The sequence below is a fragment of the Paenibacillus shenyangensis genome, from assembly GCF_000346635.1.
GTDB lineage: Bacteria > Bacillota > Bacilli > Paenibacillales > Paenibacillaceae > Saccharibacillus > Saccharibacillus dauci.
The window spans coordinates 85624-111049 of record NZ_AOIG01000023.1; the positions used below are offsets into that span (position 1 = coordinate 85624).

At 46.0% G+C, this 25426-nt stretch carries 27 protein-coding genes and 1 pseudogene; 1 reads left to right on the plus strand and 27 read right to left on the minus strand.

What is annotated here, in order from left to right:
- Positions 1–17: 17 nt before the first annotated feature.
- The 5 genes from H065_RS0118535 to H065_RS0118555 all read right to left on the minus strand — a co-directional run bounded on the left by H065_RS0118535 (position 18) and on the right by H065_RS0118555 (position 4164).
- Positions 18–1040, minus strand: coding sequence for a LacI family DNA-binding transcriptional regulator (locus H065_RS0118535; protein ID WP_017814586.1), 1023 nt, complete (start codon positions 1038–1040; stop codon positions 18–20).
- A gap of 127 nt (positions 1041–1167) precedes the next feature.
- The gene (locus H065_RS28485) at positions 1168–2001 is read right to left on the minus strand and encodes a methyl-accepting chemotaxis protein (protein ID WP_017814587.1); all 834 of its coding nucleotides are present in this window, start codon (positions 1999–2001) and stop codon (positions 1168–1170) included.
- Positions 2002–2108: 107 nt separating this feature from the next.
- Positions 2109–2318: a bacteriocin immunity protein gene (locus H065_RS0118545; RefSeq protein ID WP_017814588.1), complete on the minus strand. Its 210-nt coding sequence runs from the start codon at positions 2316–2318 to the stop codon at positions 2109–2111.
- 115 nt (positions 2319–2433) lie between these two features.
- Positions 2434–3327 (minus strand): ATP-grasp domain-containing protein, encoded by an 894-nt coding sequence (locus H065_RS0118550; protein WP_238557990.1) that lies wholly within the window; start codon positions 3325–3327, stop codon positions 2434–2436.
- A gap of 366 nt (positions 3328–3693) precedes the next feature.
- Positions 3694–4164: a hypothetical protein gene (locus H065_RS0118555; protein WP_017814590.1), complete on the minus strand. Its 471-nt coding sequence runs from the start codon at positions 4162–4164 to the stop codon at positions 3694–3696.
- A 468-nt stretch (positions 4165–4632) separates the two neighbouring features.
- Between H065_RS0118555 and H065_RS0118560 the strand changes: the two genes are divergently transcribed.
- Positions 4633–5055, plus strand: coding sequence for a hypothetical protein (locus tag H065_RS0118560; protein WP_017814591.1), 423 nt, complete (start codon positions 4633–4635; stop codon positions 5053–5055).
- Positions 5056–5105: 50 nt separating this feature from the next.
- Here H065_RS0118560 and H065_RS0118565 read toward each other — a convergent pair whose 3' ends face one another.
- From H065_RS0118565 to H065_RS0118675, 22 genes and pseudogenes are all read right to left on the minus strand, one after another.
- Positions 5106–5945, minus strand: a complete 840-nt coding sequence (locus H065_RS0118565) for a pPIWI-associating nuclease domain-containing protein (protein ID WP_017814592.1) — start codon at positions 5943–5945, stop codon at positions 5106–5108.
- A 108-nt stretch (positions 5946–6053) separates the two neighbouring features.
- Positions 6054–6404 (minus strand): hypothetical protein, encoded by a 351-nt coding sequence (locus H065_RS0118570; protein WP_017814593.1) that lies wholly within the window; start codon positions 6402–6404, stop codon positions 6054–6056.
- A 123-nt stretch (positions 6405–6527) separates the two neighbouring features.
- The gene (locus tag H065_RS0118575; protein ID WP_017814594.1) at positions 6528–6998 is read right to left on the minus strand and encodes a Cdi1I family immunity protein; all 471 of its coding nucleotides are present in this window, start codon (positions 6996–6998) and stop codon (positions 6528–6530) included.
- A gap of 49 nt (positions 6999–7047) precedes the next feature.
- Complete coding sequence (locus H065_RS0118580) at positions 7048–7239, minus strand: hypothetical protein (RefSeq protein WP_017814595.1); 192 nt, start codon at positions 7237–7239, stop codon at positions 7048–7050.
- 15 nt (positions 7240–7254) lie between these two features.
- Positions 7255–7605 carry a PIM7 family immunity protein gene (locus tag H065_RS0118585; RefSeq protein WP_017814596.1) on the minus strand — a complete coding sequence of 117 codons (351 nt, stop codon included), beginning with the start codon at positions 7603–7605 and terminating at the stop codon, positions 7255–7257.
- A 430-nt stretch (positions 7606–8035) separates the two neighbouring features.
- On the minus strand, positions 8036–8302 hold the full coding sequence (locus tag H065_RS0118590) for a hypothetical protein (protein WP_017814597.1): 267 nt from the start codon (positions 8300–8302) through the stop codon (positions 8036–8038).
- Positions 8303–8318: 16 nt separating this feature from the next.
- Positions 8319–8882 (minus strand): pre-toxin TG domain-containing protein, encoded by a 564-nt coding sequence (locus tag H065_RS27155; protein ID WP_081604172.1) that lies wholly within the window; start codon positions 8880–8882, stop codon positions 8319–8321.
- Positions 8794–9279 (minus strand): RHS repeat-associated core domain-containing protein, encoded by a 486-nt coding sequence (locus H065_RS0118600; RefSeq protein ID WP_017814599.1) that lies wholly within the window; start codon positions 9277–9279, stop codon positions 8794–8796. The genes H065_RS27155 and H065_RS0118600 overlap by 89 nt, the downstream gene beginning before the upstream one ends.
- A gap of 155 nt (positions 9280–9434) precedes the next feature.
- Positions 9435–9779, minus strand: coding sequence for a hypothetical protein (locus H065_RS0118605; RefSeq protein ID WP_017814600.1), 345 nt, complete (start codon positions 9777–9779; stop codon positions 9435–9437).
- Between the two features lie 482 nt (positions 9780–10261).
- On the minus strand, positions 10262–10819 hold the full coding sequence (locus H065_RS0118610; RefSeq protein ID WP_017814601.1) for a hypothetical protein: 558 nt from the start codon (positions 10817–10819) through the stop codon (positions 10262–10264).
- A gap of 88 nt (positions 10820–10907) precedes the next feature.
- Positions 10908–11159: pseudogene (locus H065_RS28335) on the minus strand (YxxD family cognate immunity protein YxxD); the annotation flags it as partial.
- Positions 11160–11377: 218 nt separating this feature from the next.
- Positions 11378–12001, minus strand: coding sequence for a hypothetical protein (locus H065_RS0118615; RefSeq protein WP_152425935.1), 624 nt, complete (start codon positions 11999–12001; stop codon positions 11378–11380).
- Between the two features lie 639 nt (positions 12002–12640).
- Complete coding sequence (locus H065_RS0118625) at positions 12641–13012, minus strand: DUF7674 family protein (RefSeq protein WP_238557992.1); 372 nt, start codon at positions 13010–13012, stop codon at positions 12641–12643.
- 207 nt (positions 13013–13219) lie between these two features.
- Positions 13220–14491 carry a phosphoribosylamine--glycine ligase gene (purD, locus tag H065_RS0118630; RefSeq protein WP_017814605.1) on the minus strand — a complete coding sequence of 424 codons (1272 nt, stop codon included), beginning with the start codon at positions 14489–14491 and terminating at the stop codon, positions 13220–13222.
- A 285-nt stretch (positions 14492–14776) separates the two neighbouring features.
- Positions 14777–16324 carry a bifunctional phosphoribosylaminoimidazolecarboxamide formyltransferase/IMP cyclohydrolase gene (gene purH / locus H065_RS0118635; RefSeq protein ID WP_017814606.1) on the minus strand — a complete coding sequence of 516 codons (1548 nt, stop codon included), beginning with the start codon at positions 16322–16324 and terminating at the stop codon, positions 14777–14779.
- A gap of 166 nt (positions 16325–16490) precedes the next feature.
- Positions 16491–17111, minus strand: a complete 621-nt coding sequence (gene purN / locus H065_RS0118640) for a phosphoribosylglycinamide formyltransferase (RefSeq protein ID WP_017814607.1) — start codon at positions 17109–17111, stop codon at positions 16491–16493.
- On the minus strand, positions 17111–18154 hold the full coding sequence (gene purM, locus H065_RS0118645; protein ID WP_017814608.1) for a phosphoribosylformylglycinamidine cyclo-ligase: 1044 nt from the start codon (positions 18152–18154) through the stop codon (positions 17111–17113). The genes purN and purM overlap by 1 nt, the downstream gene beginning before the upstream one ends.
- Positions 18155–18946: 792 nt before the next feature.
- Entirely contained in the window at positions 18947–20425 is a 1479-nt protein-coding gene (gene purF, locus H065_RS0118655; protein ID WP_017814610.1) for an amidophosphoribosyltransferase, read from the minus strand.
- Positions 20410–22659, minus strand: a complete 2250-nt coding sequence (gene purL / locus H065_RS0118660; protein ID WP_017814611.1) for a phosphoribosylformylglycinamidine synthase subunit PurL — start codon at positions 22657–22659, stop codon at positions 20410–20412. Before purL ends, purF begins: the two co-directional genes overlap by 16 nt.
- Positions 22637–23326 carry a phosphoribosylformylglycinamidine synthase subunit PurQ gene (gene purQ, locus H065_RS0118665; RefSeq protein WP_017814612.1) on the minus strand — a complete coding sequence of 230 codons (690 nt, stop codon included), beginning with the start codon at positions 23324–23326 and terminating at the stop codon, positions 22637–22639. The genes purL and purQ overlap by 23 nt, the downstream gene beginning before the upstream one ends.
- A gap of 4 nt (positions 23327–23330) precedes the next feature.
- Entirely contained in the window at positions 23331–23576 is a 246-nt protein-coding gene (gene purS / locus H065_RS0118670; RefSeq protein WP_017814613.1) for a phosphoribosylformylglycinamidine synthase subunit PurS, read from the minus strand.
- 842 nt (positions 23577–24418) lie between these two features.
- Positions 24419–25312, minus strand: a complete 894-nt coding sequence (locus H065_RS0118675; RefSeq protein ID WP_017814614.1) for a phosphoribosylaminoimidazolesuccinocarboxamide synthase — start codon at positions 25310–25312, stop codon at positions 24419–24421.
- Positions 25313–25426: the final 114 nt, after the last annotated feature.

The window sequence follows — 25426 nt, forward strand, 5'->3', positions numbered from 1 at the left end:
TTATGCTATCCGTCCAGTTACTTCTGTACAGCAGGACCCGACGATTCCCGAATCATCAGGCGGCAGGAGAACTGCTTTTCCTGAACAGGCGGCCATTCCTGTCCACGGCTCTCGGCTTCAATATCAGCCAGCAGCATCGCAGCCGCTTCTCTGCCCATCTCGTGAGCAGGCTGTACAATTGTCGACAGTGTCGGTGTGAGCAACTCTGCGAACGGAATATTGTCGAATACGATCAGCGCCACATCCTGTGGAATCTGCAGTCTTCGTTCCTTGAGAAATGCCAGCGCTTCCAGCAGTACCAGATCGTTACCGGCGATAATCGCTTCCGGCAAAGCATCCTGCTGCTCCAGCTCCTCCAGTCGCTGCCGAAGCTGCTTGACGTCTTCGGAGATGACCAGCGGCTGCATGTGGGGCAAGTACTCCTGCATCGCTCTCTTATAGCCTTCCACACGCTCCAGCCGGGTTGAAATCGATAATGGCGCGGTCAACATCGCTATCTGTTGGTATCCGGCTTCGATCAGATGAGTGGTAGCTTCGTGGGCAGCCTGTTCATTTTCCACAACGACACGATTGACCGGTACATCTTCCAGCTTGCGGTCGATAAAGACCAGCGGGAATTTCTCGTCGACCAGCTTGCGGTAGACCGGTGTGAGCGGACCGGATGGAAAAGCGATAACGCCATCTACCTGCTTGGAACGAAGCATTTCCAGATCATTCTGTTCGCGGCTCTGGTCTTCATCGGTATTGCAGAGGATTACACTGATTCCCTGCTCCCGGCAGTAGCTCTCGATACCACGGCAGATCTCAATCGAGAAGTGGTGCAGCATATTCGCTACAATTACGCCGATCGTAAAGGTACGCTTTTGCTTGAGTCCACGCGCCAGTATATTCGGCCGGTAATCCAGCGCTTCAATTGAAGCTTCAATCCGCGCTCGTGTAGCAGCACTCATATATTCATAACGCCCGTTGAGGTACTGGGAGATGGTGCTTTTGGATACACCTGCCTCACGGGCCACATCAGCCATCGTTACTTTTGCCATGATTGCACTGCCTTTCTGTAATGACCATTCTACTCCCTATCATAACCTAAAACAGGATAAAAAAGAGACCGTTCCTCTGGTAGCGAATATTCGGTCTCTTATAAAATGCACAAAAGATTTATTTTAATTATTTTTCGTAGGATAAAAGGGTATTGAACAGCTGCTGAATCTCTGCCGAGATCGTAGACATATTCTGCAGGGCTTCCTGGAAGTTCACAACCAGTTGGGCTTGCTGCGTCGATGAAGAGGAAATCTGCGAAATATCCCCTTCCATCTGCACGATAGCGCTGCGGATATCATTGAGTGAATCTTCGATCTGTCCGGTTGCCTGTTTGGCATCGACCGACAGCTTACGCACTTCCTGAGCAACGACGCTGAAGCCTGCACCTGCCTCACCGGCACGAGCTGCTTCAATCGCTGCATTAAGTCCCAGCAGATTAGTCTGCTCGGAAATCTCACGGATCAGCCCGGTAATCTGGGTAACCGAGGACGATTTGCGTACGGCTTCCTTGGAATTGCGAAGTACCTGATCAGATACTGAAGACAGTTGATCGGAATGGGAAGAGACATGATGTACATTATTCACCAGCTGACTGGTAATATCAGCGGCCGCTTTCATCAATTCTTCCATTCGGTGCCGGTTATCCATACTCATACCCAGGGCAATAGCAGCGACGATATGTCTTTTCTCATCGTGAATGGGTACGTAGACTACATCTACAGCCGTTCCCAGTACTTCTTTGGGAAAATGTAAAAAGCTGCGCTCGGTTTTGCTTTTTAAAAAGCCAAAATTCTGCTGATCGGACGGCAGTATATCTCCTTTGTTCAGACCAATGCTAAACGACCGGGCGGGTGAAGAATATAATACACGTTCACGATCCATGACAACCAGCATACAATCTTCACGCATCAGCTGCTGTATGTACGGCATCGACTGAATAACGGATTCTACAATACTCATTTTGATATCCCCCTGAATAATGGTTTGGACAAACCCTGCTTATATAATATCGGCAGGGCTGCGGCTATCCATAATATGCAAGGGGATAATTCCCAAATATAGATAGGCTAGGGTTGCAGCCGGATGGGCTGATATGCCAGCGCTTCATCGACAATCTGCTCGGCTGTCAGTTCCCGCTTATCCCAGAAAATCAGATTAATGACCTCCGGATGCGAAACATTCTGCTCCAGCTGCTCCAGCAGATGGTCCTGCTCCTGCTCAGTGCCTTCTCCATTTTGAATCTTCGTAACCAGCACTATCAATTGTTCGCGATCCATTGGACATGCCTCCTGTTCCTCTCTGATAATCATAGCGCATTCCACCATATCGAATCATCCTATCCTATGAGGTGATGGGCTCATTCATTCCTGTAGTCGATAATACGCACCGCTACTATTTACCCGCCTCATGTTCCAGAGCATTCTGTAGATTACGATAAAAAGCCGCAAGATCCGCCTGCTGCGTCAGACCGGACACCTGTCCATCTCCAAGCTCCATAATGCTCCACGGTCCATCCTGCTGCTTGACCACATCCATGGTGAAAAAACGACTGGCTACCCTGCCTGCGATCTCGATAAATATTTCCAAAGGAGGCCTTGTATTCCCGTATTTCCCTTCGTCCCAGTATTCGGTTACAAATATGGGCTGCCCCTCCAGGAAAAACAGGCGGAATTCCCTGGACAACGGCATTCCGCTTTGCGGATGATCGGTCAGATGCTCCAGCTGATAATATTCACGAATGACCAGTCCACCGCTCAGCTGTTCCCCCTGGCGCTCTACAAAACGGCGAATGATCTGTGAAGCCTGTTCCCTGTTTCCCAGTTCAGGGATATAGCAGGCTTCTGCCCACTCGTGCTTGCGTGACTTTACATAGTCTTTGACAATGGCTGGGCCGTCTCCAAGAGTGCTGATAGCTGCAAATACCGTATCCAGCTGCTCATCCATATCCTCTACAGGGACATGAATCGTACGCGGTGTATATTCCCTGATTACCTCATAGGCATTGGGAAAGTAATGACAGTGCGCATACTGCTCAGTGGTGTTAATCAGCTGTACATTACGCTGTAGCAGTGCCTTGTAGAGACGACCATATACCTCTGCTTCCATCATCCAGCCCCGGTAGACTGCCTGCTGTACCTTCTCGTATCGGGGTATCCTGGCTATGGCTTGTTGAGTCCTGCCGTCCAGCAACTGCTCCAGCTCAATAAGCGCGGTCTGGATTCCCTGCTGCCGGGCTATCTCATATTCATCCAGATACTCATCATCGACAGCATATGGATTCATCATATGACTGCAAAATAAAATCAACATTCTAGTTTCCTGCTTTCCTGAATAATAGTCAGAAAATAATTGCGGTATGTATCAGGAACCCTGCAGATAGATATCTACAGGATTCCAGCAGAGAATCAGCTATCCATGTATCGTTATATTACAGCATACAGCTGTTATGCTGCATATCGGAAGACTAATCTGCCCCAAAGGCTAACTTGCTGCTCTGCTTGCTTTTTGACTCTACTCATCATTATCGTACTAATTGCTGTTATTTTCCCCATTTACTATTTAAGTTGTTAGTAGACGTGCGCATAGTTATAAGATGCGTTTGACGACGATCCCCGTTGTCCGGGTCAATCGTTACTTGAGTACATTCGCTCTTTATCTAGGGTCGCTGTCACTTTCCCACGTGTAGGTCGTCTCAATGGTAACGTCCGCTTTGCCTGTTGTCGATAGCATCACCCGATAGGGTACAGGCGGGATGTGAATGACATCGGTCGGTACGCGGTAATAGACACTTTTGGAGCCTTCAATCAGCTTGACCTGAACCGGATCCCACTTGCGCGTCTTGAAGTTGTATTTCTCGATCGATACGATCATCCGGCCATCCTGTTGTACATCCAGACCTACATAGCTGTCTCCGGACGAATTGAACTGTGCAGCTCTAAAGGCACCGCTGTCTTTGGTCAGCGTGTAATAATCAACCGTAGTGTCAGAGGTGTCCTGAGTAGTAATCGTTCCTCCACCCTGTGCAGCAACGTCGCTCAGGGGTGCTGCACTTGCGTATCCGCCTGCTGTGGTAGTAAGCAATGCTCCTGTTAGCAATAAAGTGTAATATTTAGAATTTATCATGGTTTCCCTCTCTTCCTTTCGTCTCCAGAAAAGTACAAATCAATTTGGTGAATAAATTTACATCCAACCAGTCTGCTGAGGCTTTCACCTCCCTTCCAGGCCAATCCCTTTCTCGATGGTGATAAATCTCTATGTAGCTGCGGGCTCATGCTCAACCTATACTATACTGTAATTTTAGTCGGATATATAACAGGCCGTATGATTCCAGTTTCGCATAAAAGATCGATAAAGATCACTTTTGAGATTGTTATTAGCATATAGCTAAGAGGCTTACGAAAATTGTTTTAACCTCTTCCAGCTGTTTGCAAACATCCAGAAAGATTCATTTATCTATTTCAAACCCATCAGCTAAATGGGTTTAGTCCGCTTCACCAGCGGGCTGGCGTGTTAAAATAAAATTAGTAGAATTTATAGGATCAAGACGGTTATTTTAGCCGAATACCCACTTTGGTAAGGGAGGTTATTGTTATGACAGACAGTATATCCACACCTTTGGGAACGTTAATTATCCATCAACCGGACTGGGGCCCGGCGCTGGCTCAGGGCACACTGTACGAAGGGCATCCGGAAGGTGTTTTTTTCTCTATTCAAGTGAATCAGGAACATTCCACCGAGCATCTGCCTTACGGCTTTATTCGGGACAAGCTGCATCATCTGGATCGCTACTGCCAGCATGCCCGGCAGTTCCTCATCGCTGAATTCGGCTGCCCTGACGGTGAGGAATCCACCTTCATCACCCATCCGGAAGTGACATTCTGGGATGACCTGTACTGGTCGGTACGATTCGCAGAAGGAACGCTGGATATTTGTCGTCCAAACGGAGTATTGGTGCACTGGAAAGGGGAGCAGATTATCGGATATGACGATTTGTCGGTTAGGTTAGAAGTCTAGAAACAGCGATCAGGCGCGTCGGCTTGCAGATGGAATAAGGAACAGGATAGTCATTGTTTTGGTAATTCATCATGTGCTGTATGTACTTTACGTCCGAGCCATTCCAATCGGGGAATATTAGTAACATCTGTATCCGGATAATCGGAGCTGTCATGTGTAGTGAGTCTGAATTTGTACCATGTTACGCCTGCAGAGTCTTCTGCCTGAGCAGCATGACGATCAAATGTTAGTCTTCCAGTTATAGTAAACGTCAACTCATGTATAGTCAGGCTGGTAACCCGTACCCGTTCGAGGACAACAGCTTGCAGGCTGGATTGCGGTGGCAGTTTTCTGGTGGAGCGCAGTATATCGGCCAATCGTGCCGGCAGAATATTCTGAGCGAGCTGATATTCATATGCTTCGAATAATTGCTGCCGAGTATGTTCTATATACGCCAGTAAATCTGCAAATAGACAGACGGCCTGCCGCGATTCCTGCTGAGCCTGGGCAATAGGTACTTTTGCATATTCTTCCTGTGTATAATTGAAATCGTTCAACGAACGAATAAATCGCTGCTCCAGCTCTTCGCCGACTTTACTCCTATCCAAATTTAATTCATTCACAATGAACTCATCCAATAGCTTGTTTTTGATAGCATATAGTGTACGAGATGTATGTATCAATCTATCATCACTTTCCCGTTCCCTATCATACCAATTACAAAGATCCAGATCATTATCAGGTGCCATACGGTTCAATATCATAATGATTACTTCCTGAAAAGAAGGCGCAAAATTATATATATGTTCGCCCTCTTCAAAATGATCCAGCTTGCGAAGTGCAAAAGTCAGTTTTACCTTTTCGTTGTAATTCAATAGATGCAGGACATGATCAAATTGCTCTTCATACATGGTGTGAGTCTCCTTGCTGATACATTATGGGGAACTGATAAGACAGTGTAAGGTAATCGTCTTTAACCAATAGCTTTTTAAGTCCCCTTTGAGAGTAGGTATAGTTGATTAACAATCTTTGACGATTACTCTATCGCTCTCAAAAGTCATTATCTTTACAATTCCATTATTCTCAAAAACAAGCTTAATCTTCTTCCATGTTGTGGATGGTACTCCAGAACAGCTAATATGCAAAATAGAATCAGAATCCAGCTGATGTTCTGCTTTCTCGAACTGATAATTTTGCACGTTATCAAAAACAACTTTGATATTTCGCATTTCTGATTCTTCAGGAATATACCTTTTTTGTCTCCAATTACAGAGATCAATATCAAGAACTAATTGATCACCATTCATTTGAATATTCTCTATTAAGCTATCATGCAGATCGTATTCTTGGATAAAAGTATCTATATTCATGCGTACTCCTCCGCTATTCATTCTGAGAATTCCATTAGTGAGAGTTTTGAGATTAGGTGAATGATGGATGTATTTCATATAAAGTAACCTATAAGCATTAAATAAAATCCTGTTGAGATAAAATTACAATCGGTCGACCAGATCTTTAATTTGAGTTACATCTGGTTTAAGTTCGATCAAACAAGTATCATCATCTACTGCAGGTTCATATCCGAATCGAACAGACTTTAGATCGTAATGCTCCATCAAAGATAAGAAATATTCTAATAATTTCAAACACTTCTCTTTATCCAGACGGTTGTCCTCAATCAATTCTGACTCTGAAAAGTTAATCTCCACAATACCTGATTCTTCGTCAAATGAAATTAATATTAAAACTTCTGTTAACATCGTACCTAATTGAATTTCCTTTACAAGCACAGTACCTGTTCCTGGTTTGGTAAAAAAATCAGAGAAACTAGTTATTTCATAAAATTCCTTATCCTGTTCTAAATCGGTATCGTAAAAGTGAGAAGACTTAATTTTATCTTCTGTAAGATTGAACTCTTTAAAAAGTAGCTTATCTAAATAAACCGTCTTTAAATCAAATACCACTCAAGAAATTCCATAATTCTGTCTCCTTTATGTATCTGTTTATTCCACCTTATGAAATCCAATTGTATGATGCACTTATCCTAATTCGTAAAGTTCCCATACAAGAAGGCACCTTTTTTAGTTGGGCATTGTCTTTTTCCCATTCATCAGGATTTGATTTAAAATCCTTAACTAACAAACTAATAAATTCTGTAAATTGATCTTTCTCCCTAACTTTTTTCACTTCTTTATATAATTCCATGTTCATATAACTCCCTCAATCATCTTCTTGAAAAATAAGTTTCTCGCACCAAATTTCCAATTTAATTGGATAAGCATCTACTACAATTACATACAAAGATCCATGTACTCCTTGATCTATTGTTTTTAAATTAATATCCCTCAAAAAACAGGGTGGCGATTCTTCTGTTTTCGACTTGCGATTATACTGTAAACAATGATCAAATATAACTTTATAACAATTTTCAAAAACATATGTATACCTCTTATCATTTGTGTAAGAAAATTGTATACGTTTAAATTCCTCCGCAATAATTAGATTTTCAAGAAGCATATCCCAATACTTATGGCTATCTATCATATCTTGAAAAAGTTCCGGTTTTTTCATATTATTCACCTCTCACTTTTTAGTAGGAATATGCCCATCTTACGCATTATAGGCTGCTTTATTCAATCAATCCCATACAGTATATTTTGTTTGAGAGTTTTTATTGTAATCATTATACAAGTGAATGTGATCATTTCTTTCAGCAAATAATTGCAGCTTAAATTTTAGAGAGGACTACATTTCACGTACAATTTGCTATTTCTTGACCATAATCGACCTATTTGGTGTATCGGCATAGCGTTATTTAGGGTATAAAAGTAAAGCATTGACGTACGCACAACAATTTCAAGAAATCTTTATACAGGTATTACAAGGGTTAGATGTGTTATTGGTTGAATGATGAGTTCATTCGACACTGAGGTAGCCCCACCAAAAAAAAGAACCTTGAAAGGCACGAAGCCAATCAAGGTCATTTAGACACCAGTAGTAATTATGAGTTTATTATCTCATCACGCATCTTGCATATTAATACGTCTTCATCCATTGAGACAGGATATAAATCACCGTCTTCAAATAGATTCTTTTTTGCTTCGTCATAACTATCAGCATATTCAATAACGTAGGAATCTAATAAGTTTAGAAAAGTTAATTTGAGATATTTCCCCTCTGATTCGTAAACCTCGTAATCGTTGATTTTTCCCTTCTTATAATTTAATTCCATAAGTAGCGCTATAATTTTATTTTCGATTGACTCCATAACGCACCTCTAAGTTTTATTTAATAAAATTTCCGTCCATGTTAAATCTCTGTGTCCCAGTGCTTCCTGAAGAGATTTTATAGTATGGAACATCCCCATCATAACTACTTCCTGGATGATATTGCAATATTCTATCACCGCCCCAATTAACTTTAAATCCTCCACCTTCTTCAAAAGGTACTCCTGAATAGTTTCGAATCTTATTTAGTGGTGTAGGATTATACCCGTTATCTTTTAGGTGCTTATAAAGTTCTTCAGGCTTTACCCCTTTTAACTTACTAGGGTCGTTCAAAATATCATCTAGTCCATTAAAATTCTTCAGAGTATTACCCTTACCCTTAGACAACATCGATCCCATATTGTCCCCAGCTGTAGGACGAGTCAACTTAGGGGTAGCTCCAATCACATCATCCGCATGCGACTTCTCAATCTTACTAATCAACCAAGATCCGCCTTCAATGGTCTCCTTCACGGCCCATTTGCCAGCTACCTTACCGAAAGGAAGTCCACTTAGAGCTGTTCCAAACCCTGTCGCTACTCGGTCGGAAACTGATAGTTGTTCTCCTGTAATCAGATCCACACCAGTAAATATCTTGTAACCCTTTTACCGTACCTACAAATGGAATCGCATCCGCTCCAACACTAAACGCGGTTCGCGTCCAGTCAGCTCCATCTGCACTCAAGCCAAACGGATCAATATACGACACCGGATTGCCATTTACATATGCATACCGGTTCATCGTCAGTCCATTATCAATACTGCCGGTCAGCACATCCCGGTTCACAAATCGCTTGATCTCCGGATTGTAGTATCGGGCAAGTATCTGGTACAGACCATTCGTATCGGTCAGGGCAATCGTGCTGCCGCGCAAATCATAGTGATACGTCTGGTAGTTACCGGCGGCATCTTCGCGCCTGATCAGTCCCATACTATACACATACCAGGCTTGCAGCGCTCCGGCATTGTCGATCTCCATTAGTACTTGGGAGAGTACGGCATACGGTAGGAACCTTTGATCAGAATCTTATAAATAATCAGTATACTTTTATATCAATGTTCCTTATCACAACAAAAGAACGCTCAGAAAATAAAAATTTGAGCGTTCTTTGTTTATATTTCCCTTCAATAAAGCTAAATTATAGCAATAGAGTCCTTATTAGCAATTAGATCAAGAAATAACAACTCATCATAACTTAGAAATTGCAGGTGTATTAAATTAATATATTCTTTTTCAGAATAGCCCATCAATTTCATTTCTTTTTTTTCTTCTTCCAGCAAAGTAGAATCAACTAAAATTTTGTATTCGCTAATTTCTCTACCTATACAATTATAATCGTATACACGCATATAATCGTTTACAATTAATATAAGCTCTTTATTGTTCCACTGTTTGATAGTAATGGTAAGAGCACTTTCATCAGCTACGATCCTTGAAATTCTCCCTTCTTCAAAAGAATATTTTTCCATAATTATCACGGGTTAACTCCTCCTTTATCCTAACCCGTAAAGAGTTCACCGGGTACAACCCTTGTACCTGATCCTTCTTCATAATTATTAGATTCAAGGCTGGGTAATACTAAATTATTTGTCTTCAACTATAGGAACAAATAGGATGAGGAACTTATTCTGTTTGTGTTTAATCCTGCCCTGGAATAAAACAAGCACTCCAAACTCATTATCAAAATCTTCAATGGTATTATGTCATTACATCCTTATAACTTTCTCTATAAAGGGGATCTCATCCGCCATAAAACCAAGTCACCCTTATCATTATGTTGCCATGTTCGTAAGTTTGAATAAATACATGTATATCCATATTCATAATATTAAAGGTTCAAGGCAAAAATTAAATAAGCTGACGCCAGTCAAATATCAACATCAGCTTATTTCTTAATTTGTTTTTCGAGTGTCCATCCATAGAAGCTTGACCATATAATTTTCAAGTTTTAATCTTCACATCATTCCGAAATTTGTTCCCATACATTCCCCTCGTAAGGGTGTTCCCAAAGATCTATATACAACCCTAAGTCCCTAATTTGATTGATAGCTGCTTCGCATACAGCCGAACTACCTATATCCATATAATAATCATAAGAATGGTTCAGAAAAAATTTATCTTTATACCGGAATTGGCAAACAATATCCTCTCTTAACGCTAATTTAGAAGCATATTCGAACTCCAGACCAGAAATCAAGCTATTTTCTTTTAGACGATAATGTAAGTCGATAATCTCTTTAGGATAGCAATCTGGGTATTCGACTATCTGCTTTATAAATATATCCTCTCTTACCTTATGCATTACACACATTTCCACACTAGGAATATGCATATAATCCATATATATTTTAGCAGCTTTTATATACTTATCTTCTATCAATAAATAATCTTCAGGAGTAAAGATTTTGCCATCATATATTTTTCCAATGTCGATAATTGAAGACCATGTTGGAATTTTAGGCTTATTCTTGTCCTTGTTTGAAGAAGGAGGGTATTTCCTAACTTGCCAATAATACATATTCTATTGAATCTCCTATCCGAGTTGATTTTTTATCATAAGTTCCCAGTCTAGCACTTCTGCTCATTTGACATGAGCCAGTGAACAGTTAACCTTTACTCTCCCTTTTCCATACATTTTGTCCATCTGATAAAAATACTACACCTGGCGGATCATCCTAAAGTGAAATTTCAATTAATGTATCTTTCTTGTGTACTAACCAATTATATAAATTATTTTGTTTACTAGTAGAATGCACTAAAATATCATTTACTTAAAATGTAACTGGATGATATTCAGTATAATTTACATCACCGTCATCCAACATATTGTCTGTTTCAAAAAGTGTGTCTAATTCACCAAATTCGATACTGGGTGGGGGCTATTCCAAATAGCCCCTGCGATAGTGCCAAGAACAAAAAAAACGCCATAACACGGGCGGCTAACTCGCATTGTGGCATTTTACATGAATTATATGTATTATTGGTTGAATGATGAGTTCATTCGTTACTAGGTAATCCCCTATAAAAGAAAAAACCTTGAAAGGCACGAAGCCAATCAAGGTGAAGATAGAGAGAATTATTGTTTTTTTAATACTTTTTCCGAGAATTTTTCATATTCATCAGTGTACTCAGTTTTTAATCTGAGCATCTGCCTAAAATCTTGAATAAAATTCTTTAGAACTGATTCAAAGACTTGAATTGGAACGTATTCTACACCAGTCATAAAAAGAAATGAAATACCATTATTGTATAAACCTTCGTTATTCCAAGATATCTCTATTTGACTACCATCCCTTCTAAAGTAAATCTCAGGAAGGTAAGATCCTCCCCTACTAGAAAACCAAGAATGTTTGAACTCCCAGCCTTGTTTTGTGCCAAACCACTCATCAAATTCATCATCGTTCTCTGAATCAAAATCTAGACTACTTGTCAGTAGTTCAAGCGTGGTATTGCCTTTGACAGGTAGTGGAAACTCTTCCTCATGTAAGATACTGGGTAGGTTCTCACACATCCATTCTACTACATGAATTAAGTTCCACTCATAAGTTTGTTCTTGGTCATTTTTAGAAAATCTACAAAGTTCTTTTCCATTTACCCAAAGTTCAAACATTCCCCAAGTATCAGCAAGTAATCCTTTTTCATTAAAACGATTCATTGTAAATTCATACTTTACCGAGAAAATATTACAGTCACCAAACACCTTCAAACTTATTCACCTCACTTGTTGTTTTTTATCATCTTGTTATAGTCCACTTTAGAAATTTTACTATCGTTAACCATTTGCCTTAATACATTTGTAGGTACTTCTTTGGAAGGATTAATAACCTCATAAGGATGCTATCCGGTTTCACCATCAGGTTGAAACTTAATTAACTTGTCTTCATAGATGTTATAAAGTTGTTTGTTCTTTGAAGATGAATACGCGCTGTCAAGTAACTCTTGTCCAGTTTTCGCATCCGGTATTGGATTAGGACTTCCCCATCCACTTTGAGGGTCATGTTTAGGGCTAGGCTCATAATTTCTTTTCGGAGCTTCATCCGTCCCCTTAGACAACATCGATCCCATATTGTCCCCAGCTGTAGGACGAGTCAACTTAGGTACAGCTCCAATTACATCATTCGCATGCGACCTCCCAATCTTACTAATCCACCAAGCTCCGCCTTCAATGGTCTCTTTTACGGCTCATTTACCAGCTACCTTACTACCTCGGAAGAGGCTGAGAAGTGTTCCTCCGCTCGCAGCTACTATATCAGCTACAGTACTAGCTCCCTCTGCCTCGGAATAAAACAAACGGTTATCCATAATGGATAACCGTGAATATCTTATGAGTCTGTGCTGACTATATTCTACCTAAACCTCTATCAGCTTCTATCTGAAGTTCTATCGTTTTAGGTCCCATGTATTTCTGTGCAGTCTCTAGAATTGATCTGTCATTTCCGAGTATTTCCAAAACCGTAACTGAAAATACGTTCATCAAGTAAGCATCTTCGTCATTAGATACTTCCTCAAAATATTTAAAAATACTTTCTAACAGATTGATGTTTTTTTCCTCGCTCAATAGTTTAATCACTTCGGGCATGAAGATACTCTCAATTATTACAGTTTCTAGAACCTCACCGTGATCTGCGATTGATTTTCTATACGCATCATTAGTTGACGGTAAGAAATCTAACATTTTCCTCAAGAATTCTTCTGATTTTTTATTCATCATATCGATTCCTCTACTCAGATCTATTTTGTTATTAGCTATAAAATAATTTTATACCTGATGCTTCAATCGAAATCATCATCCACGTCCAAAGAATATGGGATCAATCTGGATTTCATGCAGATGTTCTGCTATCTATTAAATTTTAATACAAAAAGCCACTCCAAAGAGTGGCCTGACTAAAAATTTATATGTTAATTACGATCCATATTATACTAGCGCCTTGGCTGCAATATCGCTGCGCTGATGCTTGCCGGTAAATGCAATCTTCGCCGCCTGCTCATACGCTTGAGCCCGAGCCGAAGCAATATCCGCCCCTAGCCCCACAACACCCAGCACACGGCCGCCGTTGGTTACGAAATCTCCGTTCTCGTTCTTGCCGGTACCGGCGTGGAAGACGAGCGCTTCCGATGGATCGATATCCTCCAGACCTGCAATCGGCAGGCCTTTGGTATACGAACCCGGATATCCTCCGGAAGCGAGGATGACGCAGACAGCGGCTTCGTCGCTCCACTGGATATCTACGTCAGCCAGTGTACCATTGACCGTTGCCAGGAAAATATCCAGCAGATCAGTCTGCAGACGCGGCAGGACGACCTGGGTCTCCGGATCGCCGAAGCGGGCATTGAATTCTACCGTCTTGGGTTTACCATCCGGAGTAATCATCAGACCGGCGAACAGCACGCCCTGGAACGGACGACCTTCTGCGACCATCGCCGTGGCTGTGGGAATAACGATAGTCTCGATCGCTTCCTCAATAATAGCTGGATCAATATGTGGCAGCGGGGAATAGGTACCCATTCCGCCGGTATTCGGTCCTTCATCATTATCCAGGGCAGGCTTGTGATCCTGCGCGGCAGGCATAGCGCGTACGGTCTCCCCATCGACAAAGGCCAGGATCGACATCTCCTGTCCTTCCATGAACTCCTCGATAATCACGCGGCTGCCGGCTTCGCCGAATATTTTGTCACGCATAATATTTTGTAGTGCTTCGACGGCCTCATGCATAGTGCGGGCGACAGTTACGCCTTTGCCTGCAGCCAGTCCGTCTGCTTTGATCACAATCGGTACCGGCTGGCGGTTCAGGTAATTCAGCGCAGTATCGTAATCGTCGAACTTGGCGTAGGCAGCTGTAGGGATGTTGTACTTATGCAGCAGGTCTTTCATAAAGGTCTTGCTGCCTTCGATTAGCGCTGCATTCTGACGAGGACCATACACCGGAATATTCCGTGCCTCGAACACATCCACGATTCCATCCGCGAGCGGATCGTCCGGGCCAACGACGACCAAGCCGACCTTTTTCTCGGCTGCAAAGTCTGCCAACTTCTCAAATTCACTTACCTGAATCGGCACACACTCGGCGATCTGTCCAATCCCTGCATTGCCGGGCGCACAGTAGATCTGATTGACCTGCGAACTTTTGGTCAGCGACCAGATGATGGCATGTTCACGTCCACCGCTACCGATAACGAGTATATCCATGAAGGGTCACGCTCCTTTTTGATTAAGAAAGTAATGAGCTGGATGAATAGTAATCATGCGGAAGAAGGCGGCTTCAATCCATATACGGAATAGACCTATCGCTACAGCTTATTCCTCTCCACAATACAATAACTTAGCAAAACGGAGCCAAACTTGATGAGATTTGGCTCCGTTCGTTGGTTAGATTTTGAGATGCAGCCGGAGAGATCTGCGATATGCGCGCATCATGGATCATCCATCTCCAGAGTCCTCTAGAATTCATGATGATACAGTAAACACAAAGTCTTAGTGCTTGAAGTGGCGTACGCCTGTGAATACCATCGCGATTCCATGCTCATTGGCTGCTTTGATGGATTCTTCGTCCTTGACCGAACCACCTGGCTGGATAATAGCTGTGATGCCTGCCTTCGCAGCGGCTTCAACGGTATCGCCCATCGGGAAGAAGGCGTCAGAAGCGAGTATCGCGCCTTTGGCTTTGTCGGCTGCCTGCTCGATGGCAATCTTGGCAGCACCGACACGATTCATCTGGCCTGCACCGACACCTACGGTCATATCGTCTGCTGCCAGTACGATCGCATTGGACTTGACATGCTTAACGACTTTCCAACCGAACAGCAACTGCTTCATCTCTTCGGCAGAAGGTGCACGGTCGGTGACTATTTTCAGATCTGCTTCGGTAATGGAATGCACGTCGCTATCCTGTACCACCATACCGCCTTCGACCATGGTTACGATATGCTGGGATTTGCGGTCTGCCGAAGCAGCGATTTCGCCCATTTTGAGCAGGCGGATATTTTTCTTTTTGGTCAGAATCTCCAGCGCTTCCGGGGTGAAGTCCGGTGCCAGGACAATCTCCAGGAAGATCTCGCTCAGCGGCTGTGCGGTCTCGGCGTCGATCGTACGGTTCGCCGCGACGATCCCGCCAAAGATGGAGGTTGGATCCGCATTGTAGGCTTTGTTGTAAGCTTCGGCGATGGTGGAACCTACGCCTACACCGCATGGGTTCATGTGCTTCACAGCTACGACAGCTGGCTCTGTAAATTCTTTGACGATCTGGAGTGCTGCGTTAGCATCATTGATGTTGTTGTAAGACAATTCTTTGCCGTGCAACTGTTCTGCCGTGGTCAGCGTTCCTGCCGGAGCCATCGGCTTGCGGTAAAAAGCAGCAGTCTGGTGCGGATTCTCTCCATAGCGCAGATCCTGAATTTTCTCGTACGTAACGGTATAACGTTCCGGCATCGGATTATCCAGCACCTCGGACAAATAATCAGAGATCAGAGAATCGTAAGCAGCAGTATGACGGAATACTTTGGCAGCGAGCTGCTTGCGTGTATCCAGCGTCGTATCTCCCTCTGCACGAACTTCGTCCAGAATAGTCGTGTAGTCTGCCGCATCTACCACTACTGTCACAAAGGCATGATTCTTCGCCGCACTGCGCAGCATGGTTGGTCCGCCGATATCGATATTCTCGATCGCATCCTCATAGGACACATCCGGTTTGGAGATCGTTTCCTGGAACGGATACAGGTTAACGACAACGAGGTCGATATAGCCCAGTTCCAGATCTTTCATTTGCTGCTGATGCTCTTCGCTATCGCGTACAGCCAGCAGACCACTATGTACAGCCGGATGCAGTGTTTTGACACGTCCGTCCAGAATTTCCGGGAATCCGGTCACATCGGAGATACCGATAACCGGTACGCCTGCATCAGCCAGCAGATTCTTGGTGCCGCCGGTAGAGATGATTTCTACGCCCAGCTGGGACAGCTCGCGGCAGAAATCGACTACGCCTGTTTTGTCGGATACGCTGACCAGTGCTCTTTTGATCGTCATGTTATAAAAAGCCTCCTTAAATGTATGGGCAGTCTGATAATACGTCCATCTTTCCGAAGTCCGATCCAGAAGCCCGAGTATCTTCTATCTACTTGCAAAGTGATGAACAGCACATCGAAGATCTGCTGTTTGTCTGTATGTCATCCTTTTAGGTAAATGTGTATATTTACTGTTCTACGATCACATGCCGGCCATCTTCAGCCAGCCGGACTTTACCTGCCGCAATACGGGCGACAACCTGCGGATACAGCGTCTGCTCAATCTGGTGAATACGGGCAGCCAGCGTATCGGCTGTATCTCCGGCTTCAATCGGGAGCGACTGCTGGGCGATGATCGGGCCAGTATCCATCCCATTATCGACAAAATGAACCGTGATACCCGTCAGCTTCACACCATATTCCAGCGCCTGACCGATCGCGTCCTTACCGGGAAAAGCCGGTAATAATGATGGATGCACATTGATCATGCGGCCTGTATATGGATTGACCATTGTCGGAGTGAGCAGTCGCATATAGCCGGCCAGCACGATCAGATCAATCTGCCGCTGGGCCAATTCACCGAGAATCTCCAGCTCATACTCTTCCCGGCTGCTGTATTCCTTGGGCCGGAATACAAATGTATCTACTTCTGCATCGACAGCACGCTGAACAACCGGCGCGTCGGGCTTGTCACATACGAGCAGTTCTATCGTTGCCGAGTTTAGCAAACCACTCTGCTGGGCATTCACCATCGCCTGAAAATTACTGCCTTGTCCGGACGCGAACACGGCAATTCGCAGCGGCTTCATTATACTTCCGCTCCTGTAAAGGTAACGATCTTCTCGCCCGCAGTTACTTTACCGATCAGATAGGCTGCTTCCCCTTGCTGCTTCAATACATCCAGCGCCTGTTCTGCCTGGTCGGCAGGTACGACAATCGCCATCCCGATTCCCATGTTAAAGGTGGTAAACATATCACGGTTGCTGATTGCACCCTTGGCCTGCATCAATTGGAAAATCGGCAGGATCGGCCAGCTGCCATACTCGATATCCACATTAACGCCCTCCGGCAGCATCCGCGGAATATTCTCGATAAATCCGCCACCGGTAATATGAGCCATGCCTTTCACCTGCACCGCTTCCTGCAGAGCAAGAGAAGACTTCACATAAATCTTCGTCGGCTCCAGTAGTACATCGCCCAGTACGGCATTCCCCAGCTCAGCCACCTGTGCAGTCAGCTCATATCCGCTGTCTTCCAGCAGCAGCTTGCGCACGAGCGAGAAGCCATTGCTGTGTATGCCACTAGATGCCAGACCAATGACTGCATCGCCTGCTGCAATATCGCTGCCGGTGATGACTTTGGGCTTGTCCACGATGCCTACCGTAAAGCCGGCGATATCATACTCCCCTTCGGAGTACATGCCCGGCATCTCCGCCGTCTCGCCACCGATCAGCGCACAGCCTGCCTGACGACAGCCATCGGCAATTCCGGATACAATCGCTTCGATCTTCTCCGGAATAACCCGGTCGCAAGCGAGATAATCGAGGAAAAAGAGCGGCTCCGCGCCCTGCACGATGATATCATTCACGCACATGGCTACCGCATCAATCCCGATCGTATCGTGCTTGTCCATAGCAAAAGCAAGCTTCAGCTTCGTACCGACACCATCGGTTCCGGATACCAGTACCGGCTCTTCGTACTTCTCCTTGTTCAGGCCAAACAGCCCGCCGAAACCGCCGAGATCGGTCATAACTTCCGGACGGAACGTCGTTTTCACATGCTTCTTCATCCGCTCTACTGCTTCATTGCCTGCCGCGATATCAACTCCGGCTTTTTTGTATACATCTGACACTGCCATCGCACCTTTCGTGGGTTCTTTGGACAGTGGCGGGTGGAGTGTTGGAAGATTTGGTGTTCTGATGCTACAGCGCTGCGGGAATGGATCGTTCGGGCGTCGCCGTTGCAGGCTGACTTTTCGGGAACGACTGCATTCGCAGTCAAAAGTCAGCCCGCAAATGCTCCTTCCTGAACGATTCCCTTCCCTCCGCTGGGAGCACAGAGAACCAAAGCTTCCAAATATCCACTCGCCGTCCATAAGATTGGGATTTCAGTTTTAAAAGATTACGTATCCAGGTACTGCTATTTTAATTGTAGGGTTGGATGGATCTAGTCTGGGCTGGTTTGTAAGATTGTGATTTGAAGGATGAGTAACAAACTCCATAGTGAGTCTGTTATTCTCAAAATAATCTACGAATCTTACAAATCATCTCTGCATTCGTCTTTACAACCATTCCCATCCTTACTTGCAACAAACAAATACCCAACAAATAACATCAAAGCTCTAATCTTCAAACATTCACTCCTGCAAAGCAGTTCAACCATTCCCGCGTATTCTCTCCTGCACTTCTCTCCCCTTTACCACCATGGGCTCTGAAACCGCCAGGGTCTTAGGAACATGGGGCGGGGAGTGCGGAGCGGAGGGGAAGGAAATAGACCGGAGATCGCCTTTTGAAATCGGAGGCCTTCCTCTACACGGGTCTACTAATTCGAAGGCTCCCGATTTCAACCGGGTGATCGCAGGCCTATTCCTTCCCCGCAGCGAACCCTCTCCCCGTCACACCCCGTTCTAAAACCCTGGCGCAGTTCAGCACCCGCAGCCGAATTGTTCTTCGCCGCCGAAGTCGGTCTGAGTGGGATAATCGTTGTCAAAGCAGGCCATACACATGCCGCCTTTGTAATCGTCCTTGTTGTCTCCACCAACAGCCTCAATCAATCCTTCCCGGCTGAGAAAAGCGAGTGAATCCGCATTGATCTCCTGACGGATCTCTTCCACTGTCTTGGACGAAGCAATCAGATCACGACGATCCGGAGTATCAATCCCGTAGAAGCATGGATTTTTGAAAGGAGGCGAAGTAATACGCACATGCACCTCGATCGCTCCGGCATCACGCAACATGTTGACGATCCGGCGGGAGGTTGTTCCCCGCACAATGGAATCATCGATCATGACGACACGCTTGCCTTCTACGACGCGGCGTACCGCACTCAGCTTCATTTTGACACCCTGTTCACGCAGTTCCTGACTCGGCTGGATAAAAGTACGGCCGGTATATTTATTTTTGATCATGCCCAGCTCATAAGGAATACCCGTCTGCTCGGCATAACCGATCGCTGCAGAGATACTGGAATCCGGTACACCGGTCACCAGGTCTGCATCAATAAAGGATTCACGAGCCATCATCGAGCCCATCCGCTTGCGTGCCGAATGCAGATTCGCACCATTCATATCACTGTCCGGACGGGCAAAATAAATATATTCCATCGAACAGAGCGCTTTGCGCTGCGGCTCGGTATAGAAATCTTCATGCAGTCCGTTCTGATCCAGTACCAGCAGTTCACCAGGCTTCACATCACGCACAATCTCTGCGCCAATCGTCTCCAGCGCACATGTCTCCGAGGTGAAAATGTACGCATCACCCAGTCGACCCATCGTTAGCGGACGCAGTCCATTCGGATCGCTAGCTACGATCAACTGCTCATTGGTCATGATCATAAAGGCAAATCCGCCCACAATCCGGCGGAACGCCTCTTTGGCTGCTTCCACCAGCGGCTTGGATGAACGGGCGATCAGATGCGCCAGCACTTCCGTATCACTGGTTGTCTGGAAAATGGAACCCATCTCCTCCAGCTCGCGCCGGATCTGTGGAGCATTGACGATATTGCCATTGGTTGCCAGTGCCAGTTCGCCTGCACGATAGCGGAATACGAGTGGCTGGGCATTGCCCAGATGACTGCTGCCGCTGGTCGAGTAGCGTACATGACCGATCGAGATATCACCGGTCAATGTCGCCATAGTGTCTTTATCGAATACTTCCTTGACCAGCCCCATACCGCGATGGTAATGAAACTCGGTATGATCACTGACACAGATGCCACAGCTTTCTTCACCACGGTGCTGCAGTGCATGCAGACCATAATAAGAAAGGGAAGCGGCCCCCGAATGTCCGTAGACACCGAAGACGCCGCATTCCTCTTTTAATGTATCGAAAATATCGTTCGGACCGGTCCCCTGATTATAGTAGTCGCCGGTCCAGAGCGGCTGATTATTTAATTCATCAGACATGGAATCGCATCCTCCCAGACCTGGCGCAGACTGCTTACCTCTTCCGCCAGGACTTGTTTGCCGTCCACTGTGATTTGTAATTGTTTTGACGATGTGACTTTACCGATGCGGCGAGCGGGTACTTTATGCTCGGCCAGTTTGTTTACCAGCGCGTCTGCCTGTTCTGCAGATACAGACAACAGGATACGGGATTGGCTCTCACTGAATAGCAGATGGTCATTACGCAGACCGCCGCTTTCCAGCGTGATCTCTGCACCCAGCTTACCGCTGATACAGGACTCGGCTAGTGCAACAACGAGACCGCCTTCGGACAGATCATGTGCGGATTGTACCAGACCACTCTGGATCGAACCCAGTACACCATCCAGCAGTTGTTTCTCGACGACCAGATCCAGCCCTGGCGGACGGCCTTCGGTCTTGCCATGTACGATGTACTGGAATTCACTGCCGCCCAGTTCTGCCTTGGTCTCACCCAGCAGGAAGATCACATCGCCATCCTTTTTGAAGCCCTGCGTCGTAATATGATCTGTATCATGAATCAGACCCACCATACCGACTACCGGTGTCGGATAGATAGCACCGCGTGTGTTCTCGTTATATAGGCTCACATTACCGCCGATAACCGGTGTCTCCAGTGCGCGGCACGCTGTTGCCATACCTTCAACGGATTGTTCCATTTGCCAGAAGATTTCCGGTTTCTCCGGGCTACCAAAGTTCAGGTTATCTGTAATTGCCAGCGGCTCTGCGCCGGAGCAGACAATATTGCGTGCTGCTTCGCTAACCGCGATTTTACCGCCCACTTCCGGGTCAAGGTAAACAAAGCGGGAATTGCAGTCGGTCGTCATTGCGAGTGCTTTGCGTGTACCATTAACCAGTACAACCGCTGCATCCGATCCTGGACGAACAGCCGTACTCGTACGAACCATATAATCATACTGGTCATACACCCATGCCTTGCTCGCTACCGTCGGAGAAGCGAGTACGGACTTAAGGGCGCCGCCCAGGTCAGTAACTTCGTTGTACGCAGCTGTATCAATATGCGCCATCTGCTCATAATAAGCCGGAACCGAAGAGGGCTTATTATAAACCGGGCACTCATCCACCAGTGCATGTACCGGCATATCGCCGACTACTTCATCGTGGTGATACAGCTTGAGACGACCATCATCTGTGACTTTACCAACTTTGGCGCAGATCACACCCCAACGCTCGAAGATTTCCATCGCCTGTGCTTCATCCTTGGGTTCCACGACGAACAACATACGTTCCTGGGACTCGGACAGCATCATTTCATAAGGTGTCATGCCTTCTTCACGCTGCGGCACCTGATCCAGATACAGCTCCAAACCATTGCCCGCCTTGCTCGCCATCTCGGCGCTGGAGCAGGTCAGACCGGCTGCACCCATATCCTGAATACCCAGTACGATACCGGAGTCGATCAGTTCCAGACACGATTCCATTACCAGCTTTTCCATAAATGGATCGCCGACCTGTACCGCCGTCTTGCGTGCTTCGGACTCCTCGGTCAGCTCCTCAGAGGCAAATGTTGCGCCGTGGATACCATCGCGTCCGGTTGGAGGTCCCACATAAAATACCGGGTTACCTACCCCTTTGGCTACACCGCGCTGGATTTTGTCATGATCGATCAGGCCGACACACATTGCATTGACGAGTGGATTGCCTTCGTAGCTCTCGTCGAACATCACTTCGCCACCAACCGTCGGGATACCGATGCAGTTGCCATAACCGGCGATACCGCCTACCACATGTTCGAACAGATATTTGACCCGGTCGCTCTCCAGCTTGCCAAAACGCAGGGAGTTCAGCGAAGCAATGGGACGCGCGCCCATGGAGAAGATATCGCGGATAATCCCGCCAACGCCTGTCGCTGCACCCTGGTAAGGTTCTACTGCAGATGGATGGTTATGACTTTCGATTTTGAATACAACAGCCTGGTTGTCGCCGATATCGACGATCCCGGCACCTTCACCCGGTCCCATCAGAACACGCGGGCCATCGATCGGGAAACGTCTGAGCAGCGGCTTGGAGTTTTTGTACGCGCAATGTTCCGACCACATTACACTGAATACGCCGATTTCCGTGTAGTTCGGTTTACGTCCGAGGAAACCGCAGATCAAATCAAACTCGGTGTCGGATACACCCATTTGTTTGTATAACTGCTGGTCTGCGACTTGCTCCGCCGTCGGTTCCTTAACGGATGTTTGCTGCGTCATGTTGATCCCTCCAGGCTTTTAAAATAGATGTGAACATTTTCTTGCCGTCTGTTGAGCCGAGCAGTTCATTAACCGCGCGCTCCGGATGCGGCATCATGCCAACTACATTACCACGCTCATTGCTGATGCCTGCGATATCATGCAGGGAGCCGTTCGGATTGTCACCGTATTGGAACACGATCTGGTTATTCGCTTTCATCTTCTCCAGCGTCTCTTCATCACAGTAGTAGTTGCCTTCGCCGTGAGCAATAGGGATGGTGATTTCTTCGCCTTCTTGGTAATCCAGCGTGAATGGTGTTTTGTTGTTCGTTACTGTCAGCACTACATCGTGGCAGCGGAATTTCATTGATCCGTTACGCAGCAGTGCGCCTGGCAGCAGACGCGCTTCGGTCAGAATCTGGAAACCGTTGCAGATGCCCAGTACGTATTTGCCCTGTTCAGCCGCTTTGGCTACTTCTGCCATCACCGGTGCAAACTGCGAAATGGCACCGCAGCGCAGATAGTCGCCGTAGGAAAATCCGCCAGGAACAAGAATACAATCATAAGCCGACAGGTCTGTCGCTGTATGCCACACATAATCGACCGGTTCGCCAATTGTTTCTTCCACTGCCTTGAAGCAGTCGATATCACAGTTGGAACCCGGAAATACCAGTACCGCAAATTTCATGGAATTAACCCTCCAGTTCGAATCGGTAGTTTTCAACGACGGTGTTCGCAAGCAGCTTCTCGCACATCACTTTCAGGCGTTCTTCCGCTTCGTCACGGTTGTCCGTGTCCAGCTGAATCTCCATATATTTACCGATACGTACACTTTCCACTTCATTAAATCCAAGAGAATGCAATGCTCCCTGTACTGTTGCTCCCTGCGGGTCAAGCACGCTTTCTTTGATGGTAACGTAGACTGTCGCTTTGATCATAATCTTCTCGTTCCTCCTTGGGATGATGATGCTTGAATGAGTGAATACGGTATTGCGTGGTACTGCTTTACTGAATATGCTGCAATGGCAGGCTGTGGTGCTTTGACGTTTTTGAATGGGTGTTTCTTCTTTGATAAATGAAAAGGCAGATACTGTTTAGAGACAGCGCTGCGGGTACGGATCATTCCTGCAGTCGCTGTTATGATCCGGATATTTCTGAACGTCCGCTTGCTGCGGACAATATCCGATCATAAAGGCTCCTTTCGGAACGATTCCGTTCCCTCCGCTCGGCGGATGAGCAGCCTGAACGTTGGTTTAGATTATATGAAACATGAACTGTATAAGAATCAGTTATATACTGCTTGTGCATAGGTCACGATGCTCACCGATTGCAGTAGTCGTGCTTGGATATCGTAAGGAATAATTTAAATTCTCAGCATTGAGATACTGACGTTTCCAAGGAAGCACCGGATCTCAATAGGCGTAGTAACAACAGTATGAATAACTTCATTGCTCTTTGAAGCTCCAAGTCTAACCAGCTTCGATGTCCACCCACTTCATGATCAAGCGATTCTCACATTGAGCAGGCGAATATTACTCTCATATTTATTAGTAGACACTGTTATGGGTGGAATGGGCGGCATGATGTAACCATCCGTAGTCTGTACTAACTGGACTAACAAGCACCGGAGCGAAGGAGAAGGAGATAGGCCAGAGATCGCTTTTTGAAATCAGGGGCCTTCCGCTACACGGGTCTACCATTTGGAAGGCCCCTGATTTCAACCCGGCGATCGAAGGCCTATTCCTTCTCCGCAGCGGTGTAATGATCAGCAACTATGCTGCTACACCAGCTTTGAACCAGTCAGCTTCTCATAGATCGCCAGATAACGCTCGGATGTCGCCTGCACAATCGTCTCCGGCAGAGGCTTCGGCTGGCTGTTTTTGTCCCAGTCCGTGTTCGCCAGATACGTACGAACCGGCTCCTTGTCCATACTGTCGATCTCGATATCCAGCGCGTAGTTGTCCTTGGCCCAGAAGCGGGAGGAATCCGGCGTGAAGATCTCGTCGATTAGGATCAGCTTGCCATCGATCAGGCCGAATTCGAATTTGCAGTCCGCCAGGATAATCCCGTGCTGATCGCAGACACGACGTGCATATTCGTACAGCTCAATACTTTTTTGCTTTAACTGTTCCGCCAGTTCGTCACCGACACGTTTTTTCATTTCGTCAAAAGAGATATCCTCGTCGTGTCCAACATCGTTCTTGGCTGCCGGAGTAAAGAGGGGATTCGGGAAAACGCCGTTTTTACGCAGGCCTTCCGGCAATCGGATACCATTGACTTCGCCGGTCTCCTGATACTGACGCCAGCCGCCGCCGGTAATATAACCGCGAACAACACATTCCATATCGATACGCTCGGCTTTGCGGGTAACCATGATCCGGTTGCGCAGCGCTTCGCGATCGCGGACGATATCGCCCAGCTGGTCTACATCGATATGTACCACGTGATTATCGATCAGATGCTTGGTCTCGCCAAACCAGTAAGCGCTCAGACGATTGAGTACTTCTCCCTTGTGCGGAACCGGAGGGTCCAGTACATAGTCAAATGCCGATATCCGGTCCGTGACGACGATCAGATAATGTTCGCCCAGATCGTACAGCTCGCGTACCTTGCCTTTGTAGATCAGCGGCGCGTCGATCAGATCGGCTGCCGTGGATAATGCCTGTGCTGTCATTTTGCGTTCCCTCTCCCTCTATACTCAGCTTGGAATGCAGTCATCAGGTGTACGGCTGGTGTGCAGCCTCGCACCTGATGCTCCTTTTATCTATTTTTAGTATCTATTGAATAG

Excerpts from the sequence above, each read along its gene's own strand:
- H065_RS0118535 (WP_017814586.1), bottom strand. The coding sequence starts at position 1,040 with ATGGCAAAAGTAACGATGGCTGATGTGGCCCGTGAGGCAGGTGTATCC.
- H065_RS28485 (WP_017814587.1), bottom strand. The coding sequence starts at position 2,001 with ATGAGTATTGTAGAATCCGTTATTCAGTCGATGCCGTACATACAGCAG.
- H065_RS0118545 (WP_017814588.1), bottom strand. The coding sequence starts at position 2,318 with ATGGATCGCGAACAATTGATAGTGCTGGTTACGAAGATTCAAAATGGA.
- H065_RS0118550 (WP_238557990.1), bottom strand. The coding sequence starts at position 3,327 with ATGATGAATCCATATGCTGTCGATGATGAGTATCTGGATGAATATGAG.
- H065_RS0118555 (WP_017814590.1), bottom strand. The coding sequence starts at position 4,164 with ATGATAAATTCTAAATATTACACTTTATTGCTAACAGGAGCATTGCTT.
- H065_RS0118560 (WP_017814591.1), top strand. The coding sequence starts at position 4,633 with ATGACAGACAGTATATCCACACCTTTGGGAACGTTAATTATCCATCAA.
- H065_RS0118565 (WP_017814592.1), bottom strand. The coding sequence starts at position 5,945 with ATGTATGAAGAGCAATTTGATCATGTCCTGCATCTATTGAATTACAAC.
- H065_RS0118570 (WP_017814593.1), bottom strand. The coding sequence starts at position 6,404 with ATGAATATAGATACTTTTATCCAAGAATACGATCTGCATGATAGCTTA.
- H065_RS0118580 (WP_017814595.1), bottom strand. The coding sequence starts at position 7,239 with ATGGAATTATATAAAGAAGTGAAAAAAGTTAGGGAGAAAGATCAATTT.
- H065_RS0118585 (WP_017814596.1), bottom strand. The coding sequence starts at position 7,605 with ATGAAAAAACCGGAACTTTTTCAAGATATGATAGATAGCCATAAGTAT.
- H065_RS0118590 (WP_017814597.1), bottom strand. The coding sequence starts at position 8,302 with ATGGAGTCAATCGAAAATAAAATTATAGCGCTACTTATGGAATTAAAT.
- H065_RS0118600 (WP_017814599.1), bottom strand. The coding sequence starts at position 9,279 with ATGGAGATCGACAATGCCGGAGCGCTGCAAGCCTGGTATGTGTATAGT.
- H065_RS0118610 (WP_017814601.1), bottom strand. The coding sequence starts at position 10,819 with ATGTATTATTGGCAAGTTAGGAAATACCCTCCTTCTTCAAACAAGGAC.
- H065_RS0118625 (WP_238557992.1), bottom strand. The coding sequence starts at position 13,012 with ATGATGAATAAAAAATCAGAAGAATTCTTGAGGAAAATGTTAGATTTC.
- purD (WP_017814605.1), bottom strand. The coding sequence starts at position 14,491 with ATGGATATACTCGTTATCGGTAGCGGTGGACGTGAACATGCCATCATC.
- purH (WP_017814606.1), bottom strand. The coding sequence starts at position 16,324 with ATGACGATCAAAAGAGCACTGGTCAGCGTATCCGACAAAACAGGCGTA.
- purN (WP_017814607.1), bottom strand. The coding sequence starts at position 17,111 with ATGAAGCCGCTGCGAATTGCCGTGTTCGCGTCCGGACAAGGCAGTAAT.
- purF (WP_017814610.1), bottom strand. The coding sequence starts at position 20,425 with ATGTCTGATGAATTAAATAATCAGCCGCTCTGGACCGGCGACTACTAT.
- purL (WP_017814611.1), bottom strand. The coding sequence starts at position 22,659 with ATGACGCAGCAAACATCCGTTAAGGAACCGACGGCGGAGCAAGTCGCA.
- purQ (WP_017814612.1), bottom strand. The coding sequence starts at position 23,326 with ATGAAATTTGCGGTACTGGTATTTCCGGGTTCCAACTGTGATATCGAC.
- purS (WP_017814613.1), bottom strand. The coding sequence starts at position 23,576 with ATGATCAAAGCGACAGTCTACGTTACCATCAAAGAAAGCGTGCTTGAC.
- H065_RS0118675 (WP_017814614.1), bottom strand. The coding sequence starts at position 25,312 with ATGACAGCACAGGCATTATCCACGGCAGCCGATCTGATCGACGCGCCG.